Source organism: Streptomyces sp. MH60 (assembly GCF_002939385.1).
Taxonomy (GTDB): Bacteria; Actinomycetota; Actinomycetes; order Streptomycetales; family Streptomycetaceae; genus Streptomyces.
Genome location: NZ_MULI01000146.1, coordinates 1 through 7,113 on the forward strand (window position 1 = coordinate 1; position 7,113 = coordinate 7,113).

The following is a 7,113-nucleotide window of genomic DNA, read 5'->3' on the forward strand; positions in this document are numbered from 1 at the left end:
CGCGGTGTCCGGGGTGTCCGGGGTGTTCCCCGAGTCCCCGGGGGTGGCGGCCGGGGTGTCCGCGGTGCCTGCCGGGCGGCGCGGCTGGGGCAGCGTCGGGTTGTCCCCGAGGGCTCCGGCCGGTTCGTCGGTGCCCTGGGCGGGTGTCGCCGTGGATGCCGCGGCCGGGCGGCCGGTGCGGGCCGGAGGAACGCCGGCGCCGGCGAAGGCGTCGAAGCCGGGGCCCTGGTCGGACGTGGCGGCCGCGGGCTGCGGGGTGCGGGCGGCGGCGCCGGCCTGGTCCCAGCTGAGTACGGCGCCGCACGCGTCGCAGAAGGACTGGCCCGGTTCCGCGCGGGTTCCGCACTCGGCGCAGTTCTGCGTGGTCATCTCTCCGGGGTCCTTTCGGAGGCGGTCACTTCGACCGTGTAGGGCATGTGGGCGGGGCGGGCGGCGGCGACGAGGGCGTCCAGCCGGTGGACGTCGACGGGCCGGGGGTCGGGCAGCCGGAGGGCGACGTGCAGCTGCGGGCGGGGCCGGCCGGGGAACGGGCCGAGCGGCCGGGCGTTCCACACGGCGCCGCCGCTCTCGGTGATCTCCGGCGCGACACCGAAGGAGAGCCGGACGGTCTCGGACAGGCCCTGGAGCGTGCCGCGTACGCGGTGCAGCCGGGCGGCGGCGGCGACGGCGGCGCGCAGCATGGGTTCGGCCTCGGTGCCGTCGGTCTCCGCGCCGACCCAGGTGCCGAGCCACTGCGCGAAGTCCGCCGGGGTGAGCGCGGGGTCGAAATAGGTGTCCAGGCAGTCCAGGACGTTCAGGATCGGTGCGAGGACGTCGTCGAGGCCGCCGACGAAGCGCAGGGCGAGGTCGTCGTCGGCGAAGACGGCCGGCAGCATCGACGCGATGGGCAGCGAGGAGCCGAGTCCGTCGACGGAGCCCCGGCGCGAGGCGGACTTCACGCGCTGTCCCCGATCACGCGGACCCGGTGGTCGTAGGAGAAGACCAGGGCGGGTGCGTCGAGGTCGATGCGGTTGGTGGGGTCGCCGCGCTTGCCGGTGAGGGGGTCGGCCGGGTGCAGGACGACCTCGTCGACGAGTTCGACGCCGGGGACGCGCTGGAGGACGGCGAACAGCTCACCGGTCTGCACCGGGCGTCCGAAGGGCCAGCCCTTGCCGTCGGAGCCGCCGGTGAGCGGGTCGAGGTGGCGGTAGAGGGCGTCGTGGGTCTGCCGGCGCACACGGTCGGCGTCCACGTCGCGGAAGGCGTGGACGGTGGCGACGACGGTGACGCCCTGGTAGTAGGGCGGGCCGACGGCGAGCCGGGTGCCGATCAGGCGGCGTTCGTCCAGGTGGCGGGTGATGCGGTTCAAGAGGGCGTCACCGGGGACGAGTTGCTCGAAGCGGAGGCGTCCGCCGGGGTCCGGGACGGCCTGGGGGACGACGAGGACCCGGACGGCGTGGGCGCCGTACTCGTTCTCCGCGCCCTCCAGGCAGGTGATGCGGGCGGTCTCGGGGGCGGCGCGGCGGGCGAGTTCCTCGTAGTCGCGCAGGGTGACGGCGCGTTCCTGGGCGCGCAGGGTGATCGGGGCCCGGAGCTTGGCCTCCTCGATGGTCTCGCCGTCGACGCCGCCGAGGGCGGCCTCGCGGTTGACGACCTCGGAGACGTACGGGATGGAGGTGCGCAGCACCTGTACGGCGCCGCGGGCCACGTTGCCCGCCCTGCCCCCGCCGGTGCGGTAGCGGCGGGCGCGGATGACGGCGCCCTTGGGCGGGACGGCACCGTACTGGCGCAGGGTGCCGTCGGCCTCGCGGACGGCGGGGCCGAAGGCGATCTCGCCGGTGGTGGCGTCGACGGTGATGTGGTGGTCGTCGGGGTGGGAGCCGGCGAAGTGCGGGACGACCTGCCAGTCCTGCCAGCCGTCGTCGGCGGCGGTCTGGAGGAGCACGGACGGTTCGCCGGCGACGACGGGGGCGTGTTCGAGCCTCAGCCGCTGGCCGGGCAGGCCGGTGGACTCGCCGAGGGGCTCGTCGAGGATGGTCTCGGCGTGGATGGAGCCGGTGGTGCCGCCGATGGTGTAGGCCTCGGCGGAACGGATGGTCGGCGAGGTGGTGTAGAAGGGCTGGCCGGTCAGCGGTTCGGTGACCCGGCAGCGGATCCAGCCGGCCTCGTGGCCGCCGTTGCGGGACAGGACGTGCCCGCCGGGTATGTGGAGCACGACGTCGCCGGGGCGGTTGAGACCACCGGTGCCGTCGCGGTCGACCTCGCAGGACTGCCAGCCGTCCTCGGTCCAGGCCTCCCAGACCAGCGGCGGCTGGCGCGGGTCGACACCGACACCGTCGACGCGGCTGTCGAGTTCGAGCGCGAGCGCGCAGTCCGGGACGGCGGCGCTGAGGCCGATGAGCATGCAGTCGCCGGGGTTGGGCGCCTCGGCGAAGCACAGCACGTCCTTGCTCTCGGCGAGGTCCGTGGTGCGGTCGCTGACGGCTTCGCCGCGGATCTGCGTCACCAGGCGGTCCAGCGCGCACGGGACGATGCGCAGGTCGTGCTCGGTGGCGAACACGACGGCCTCGTCGCGTTCGGTGCGCAGGGTGGCGATCTCGGTGCCGACCGGGACGAGGATCGTGTCCTCCTGCGGTGCGGAGAGCCAGAAGGTGACGTCCGTGCGCGCGGCCGACGGCGGGAACAGCGTGATGCCGACCAGGTCCAGGAAGGCGAGGTGGTTCTTGTCCGGGACCCGGTTGAGCCGGTAGACGATCTGGTCGGCCATGTGGGCCACCGTCTCGACGAGCGTGACGCCGGGGTCCGAGACGTTGTGGTCGGTCCACTCCGGGGCGCGCTGCTGGATGTAGCGCTTGGCATCGTCGACGAACTGCTGGAAGCGGCGGTCGTCGAGGTTGGGAGAGGGCAGGGGCATCAGCGGTCGCTTTCGGGAGAGCCCGGGAGACCGGCCGGAGCGTCGGGGAGGTCGGGCTCGTCGTGGGAGGGGATGACGTAGAACGGGAAGACGAGGCTGCGTGGGTTGTTGGTGCCGCGGATCGAGTAACGGACGTCGATGAACAGGACGTTCTGTTCCTCGCCGGTGGTGACGTCGACGTCGTGGACCTCGATGCGTGGTTCCCAGCGGTCCAGGGTGACATACACCTCGTGCTGGATGCGGCCGGCCGTCTGCTCGTTGACGGGCGCGAAGACGAGGTCGTGGATGGCGCAGCCGAACTCGGGGCGCATCGGCCGCTCTCCGGGCGCGGTGGCGAGGATGAGCCGCATGGCCTCCTCCACCTCCTGCTCGCCGCTGACGAGGGCGATCCCGCCGGTGGGCCCGATCCGCAGCGGGAACGACCAGCCGGAGCCGACGAACTGTTCGGCCATCAGAGAGCAACCTGCCTTCCTCGGAAACGCTTCGTCACAGGCCCGGCACGGGGATGGTCGCGACCTTGAAGATGGGGGTCTTGACCTCGAAGGTCGCCCCGATGATCCTCGTCATGACGGAGTTGATCTGCACGTTGACAGTGCCGGAGATGGTCGTCGCGGCCCCGGCGCTCAGCGTCGCCGCGCCGGCCGCGCCCAGGTTCAGGGCGCCTCCCGCGTTGACTCCGACCAGGCCCCCGCTGCGCATGTTGATCATGCTGCCGCCCTGGATGCTGAGGGGGCCGCCGCTCTTGATGGTCAGGGAACGTCTGGCGCTGAGCGACAGGTCGGTGCCCGCGTCCACCGACACCGAGCGGCTGCCGGTGATGCTGACGGAGCCCTTGCTGTCGACGGTGATCTCGGTCTTGGTGCGGTCGAGGTTGATGGTCAGCTTGTCGTTGCCGCTGGCGATCCGCACGCCCTGCTTGCGCCCGCCGGTGCGCTGGCTGAGCAGGTCGACGCGGTTGCCCTGGCGGTCGGACAGGGTGTGCCGCACGGCCTTCTTCTTCAGGCCGTCGTGCAGCGGCACGTCGCTCTTGGTCGGCACGTCCCGGCCGTTGTAGAGGCCGCCGATCACGAACGGGTGGTCCAGCGCCCCCCGGTCGAAGGCGACCAGTACCTCGTCGCCGACGTCCATGGGGAAGATGCCGCCGCCCGCCACGCCGCCCATCTGGACGCTGCGCGCCCAGTCGCTGATGTAGGTGTCGTCCAGCCACGGGAACTGCAGCTTGACCCTGCCCTGCTTGAGGGGGTCCTGCACGTCGGTGACGATGGCGTTGGCGACGCTGGGCAGCCGGGCGGCGCTCGCCGGGTCCGCGCCGCCGCCCCCGCCGCCGCCCGAGGCGAGGCCGTACAGGGAACGCCACTGGCGTCCGCTGACCGTGATCCAGGACTCGTAGGGGACGCCGTCGCCGAAGTGGTGGCGTACCGAGGTGACGGTGTACTTGCCCTCGAAGGGCGTGCCGACGTCGGCGAGCGCGACGGGGACGCCGGGCCGCAGGTCGGGGTGGCCCTTGGCGGCGACCTCCAGCTCGGCGAAGGAGGCGGTGACGTCGGAGGCGAGGGCCTTCGCGGCGTTCTGGACCTCGTCCTGCTTGTCGTAGGGGTTGGCGGTCTCGACGAGTTTGCCGGGCTTGAACTTGCCGGCGGCCGTGCCGGGCGTCCACTTGATGCTGATGCCGGGGTCGGTGGTGGCCGGCGCGGTCTCGGTGATCTTCCTCTTGGTGGTGACGTTCCAGCCGCGCGACTCGACCTTGCCGATCTGGTCGGCGGCGGTGACGGCGGCCCGCAGCCGCAGGATGTCGTGTTCGGCCTGGAGGACGAAGGTGCTCTGGTCGCCGTCCGTGTTCGGCGAGGGCGCGCCGGCCGACGGTTTCGGCGTGACGAACCGGAACTTCCCCTTGGAGTCCAAGTACATGATCATCTTGTTCTCGTCGGCGAGCCGGGCGAGGAAGTCCCAGTCGGTGACGTTGGACTGGGAGATGAACCCGTAGGTGCCCTTGGTCGCCTGGATGCGGCCGATGGAGACGCCGTCCAACGCCACGAGCTTGCGGGCGATGTCGGAGGCCTTCTGGTTGCGGTACGCGGCCACGCGGCGCTGGCGCATCAGCCGGTGCCCGTAGTCGTAGCCGCGGATGACGGTGAAGCTGCCGGTGCCGTCGTAGTCGGCCTCCAGGCCGGTGACCTCACCGGTCAGCAGGGGGTTGCCCTTGCCCTCGCCGTCGGCGATCGGCGTGATGACGACCTTGGTGCCGAACTGCACGTTCAGGTCGCCGAGGAGCTTGTGGTGGGGGTCGCGGAAGGTGAGCCGGAACGCCGCGGGCACGTTGACGCCCTGGTCGACCCATCCGTCGGTGAGCATCGGGGCGACGGTGTCGGACAGCGGGGCGCCACCGATCTTCACCTCGACGATGCTGGAGAAGGCGGGACGCACCATCAGTGAGGCACCTCCTCGGTGGCCGGCAGGATGAGTTCGGTACCGGTCGGCAGGCGGGACGGATCGTCGATGCCGTTGGCCTCGGCGATCACCCGCCACGCGTTGGCGCTGCCGTACTCGCTCCAGGCCAGCGACTGGAGCGAGTCCCCCGCGACGACCCGGTGCACGCGCTGGGCGGTGAGGGCGCCGGAGGTCGGGTTCTGCCTCGGGGTCGGGCCGGGTATCTCCACCAGGGCCATCTGGCAGGTGGCGCGGATGGGGACGCCGGCGGTGCCGAAGAGCGTGTACTGGGTCTCGATGGACGCGACGTAGGCGTTGAACCGGGCCGTGGAGAACGAGCCCCACTCGAAGATCACCCAAGGTGGCGACGGCTGCTTGGCGGCCAGGCTCTTGGCGGTGACCTCGCAGCAGATCAGCAGCGACTCGACCTTCTTCATGACGGTGTTGCCGCCGGGCTTCATCGAGGAGTCCAGGAAGATCTCCAGGGTCATCTCCCGCGGCTCGGCCCCCATGAACTGCGGCTTCGCGGCCTTCCGCACGGCCGCCGTCGGGGTCGACTTCCACTGGGAGCGCTGACTGATCGACAGCTGCGCCGGGTTGAACTCGAAAGGGAACCGCTTGATCAGCGCACCGGGTGAGGTGGACTTGCCGGTGGGCGGCTCGTGGATGGCGAGGTTGGCGCGTACGAGGCTCTTGCCGGCGCCCTTGCTGCTCTTGGCCATGGGTCTTCCTCTCTGCTCCGCGGCGCCGTCAGTCCGTGAACCCGTGGTGGGCGATCTCCAGGACCTCGTTGGCCACCGACGCGCTGCCGGGGTCGAGGCTGGGGCCCTGCCAGCTGACGGGCAGGACGTCGATCAGCCCCCAGCGGGCGACCAGCGACCCGTCCGCGCGCAGGGCGGAGATCTGCGCGGTGGGGCGTTTGATGCCGGTCTGCACGGACGAGATCCACTTGGCGACCTTCGCCGTGTCCGGGGTGAGGGGGCGGGTCAGCCGGATGTTGGAGTAGGTGACGCGGGTGGGTAGCTGCCAGACGAAGCCGTTGTTGCCGCCCTCCTGGCGCTGTTCCACCTCCACCTGGGTCGACAGGCCCTCGCACCCGTTGAAGTAGCCGAGGCTCTCGCCGTCGATGGCGAGGCTGAACCAGATGGAAGAGCCCGGGTCCTTACGGGTCATCGGGGGTCGACCTTTCTTGTCGGGGAACGGTGGCGGGCGGGCGTGCCCTCGGGGCGGTCCGGCCGTCCGGCGGGGCCGGTGCGGTCCGGTCAGCGCGGGTCGCGCAGTCTGCCGATCCGTTCGCGGTCCATACGCAGTTCGGTGCGGACGAGACGGGTGACGCGGCCGATGATCCGGTGCACCAGTTCGTCGAGCTGGAAGTCGGTGAGTTCCCGCGGGTCGAACCCGCCTTCGGGGACCGCCGTGTACCCGGGCGGGGGATCCTCGGGGGGCTGTGCGCCCGAGCCCGCCTCGTACGGGGGCGGCGGGTCGCTGTACGGGGGCGGCGGGTCGTCCGGTCGTGGCCGGGACGACGGGGTGTGCAGCCGGGTCAGGTTGTCCAGCACGGTGGCGGCCGTGTGCGAGGCGAGGGCGGCGGTGGTGCGTCCGGCGCGGTGGGAACGGCGGAAGAACCGCTGGACCGGCGGCATATCGGCGGACGCGGCGCTCGCGGGGGCGGGGGCGTCCGGCGCGGTGTCCGGGAGCGCGGGCGCCGCCTGTGTGGCGACGGGCAGCTCGGGCCGGGCCGCCGACGGCCGGGGCGGGGTGAGCGGGGCCACCGGGAGCGGGGCTCCGGCGGC

6 protein-coding genes and 2 pseudogenes are annotated in these 7,113 nt (G+C 72.1%); all 8 read right to left on the minus strand.

Going from position 1 to position 7,113, the window contains the following annotated elements:
• Nucleotides 1-369, minus strand: a pseudogene (locus BZZ08_RS37785) (zinc ribbon domain-containing protein); the annotation flags it as partial.
• The gene (locus BZZ08_RS37790) at nucleotides 366-875 is read right to left on the minus strand and encodes a phage tail protein (RefSeq protein ID WP_198601938.1); all 510 of its coding nucleotides are present in this window, start codon (nucleotides 873-875) and stop codon (nucleotides 366-368) included. The pseudogene BZZ08_RS37785 and the gene BZZ08_RS37790, both read right to left, overlap by 4 nt.
• Before the next feature lie 59 nt (nucleotides 876-934).
• Nucleotides 935-2,893, minus strand: coding sequence for a putative baseplate assembly protein (locus BZZ08_RS37795; RefSeq protein ID WP_104636656.1), 1,959 nt, complete (start codon nucleotides 2,891-2,893; stop codon nucleotides 935-937).
• On the minus strand, nucleotides 2,893-3,345 hold the full coding sequence (locus tag BZZ08_RS37800) for a GPW/gp25 family protein (protein WP_003974730.1): 453 nt from the start codon (nucleotides 3,343-3,345) through the stop codon (nucleotides 2,893-2,895). Before BZZ08_RS37800 ends, BZZ08_RS37795 begins: the two co-directional genes overlap by 1 nt.
• Before the next feature lie 34 nt (nucleotides 3,346-3,379).
• Nucleotides 3,380-5,320, minus strand: coding sequence for a VgrG-related protein (locus BZZ08_RS37805; RefSeq protein ID WP_104636657.1), 1,941 nt, complete (start codon nucleotides 5,318-5,320; stop codon nucleotides 3,380-3,382).
• Entirely contained in the window at nucleotides 5,320-6,042 is a 723-nt protein-coding gene (locus tag BZZ08_RS37810) for a CIS tube protein (RefSeq protein WP_076975495.1), read from the minus strand. The genes BZZ08_RS37805 and BZZ08_RS37810 overlap by 1 nt, the downstream gene beginning before the upstream one ends.
• Nucleotides 6,043-6,070: 28 nt before the next feature.
• Nucleotides 6,071-6,493: a phage tail protein gene (locus BZZ08_RS37815; protein WP_104636658.1), complete on the minus strand. Its 423-nt coding sequence runs from the start codon at nucleotides 6,491-6,493 to the stop codon at nucleotides 6,071-6,073.
• 89 nt (nucleotides 6,494-6,582) lie between these two features.
• Nucleotides 6,583-7,113, minus strand: a pseudogene (locus BZZ08_RS39160) (hypothetical protein); the annotation flags it as partial.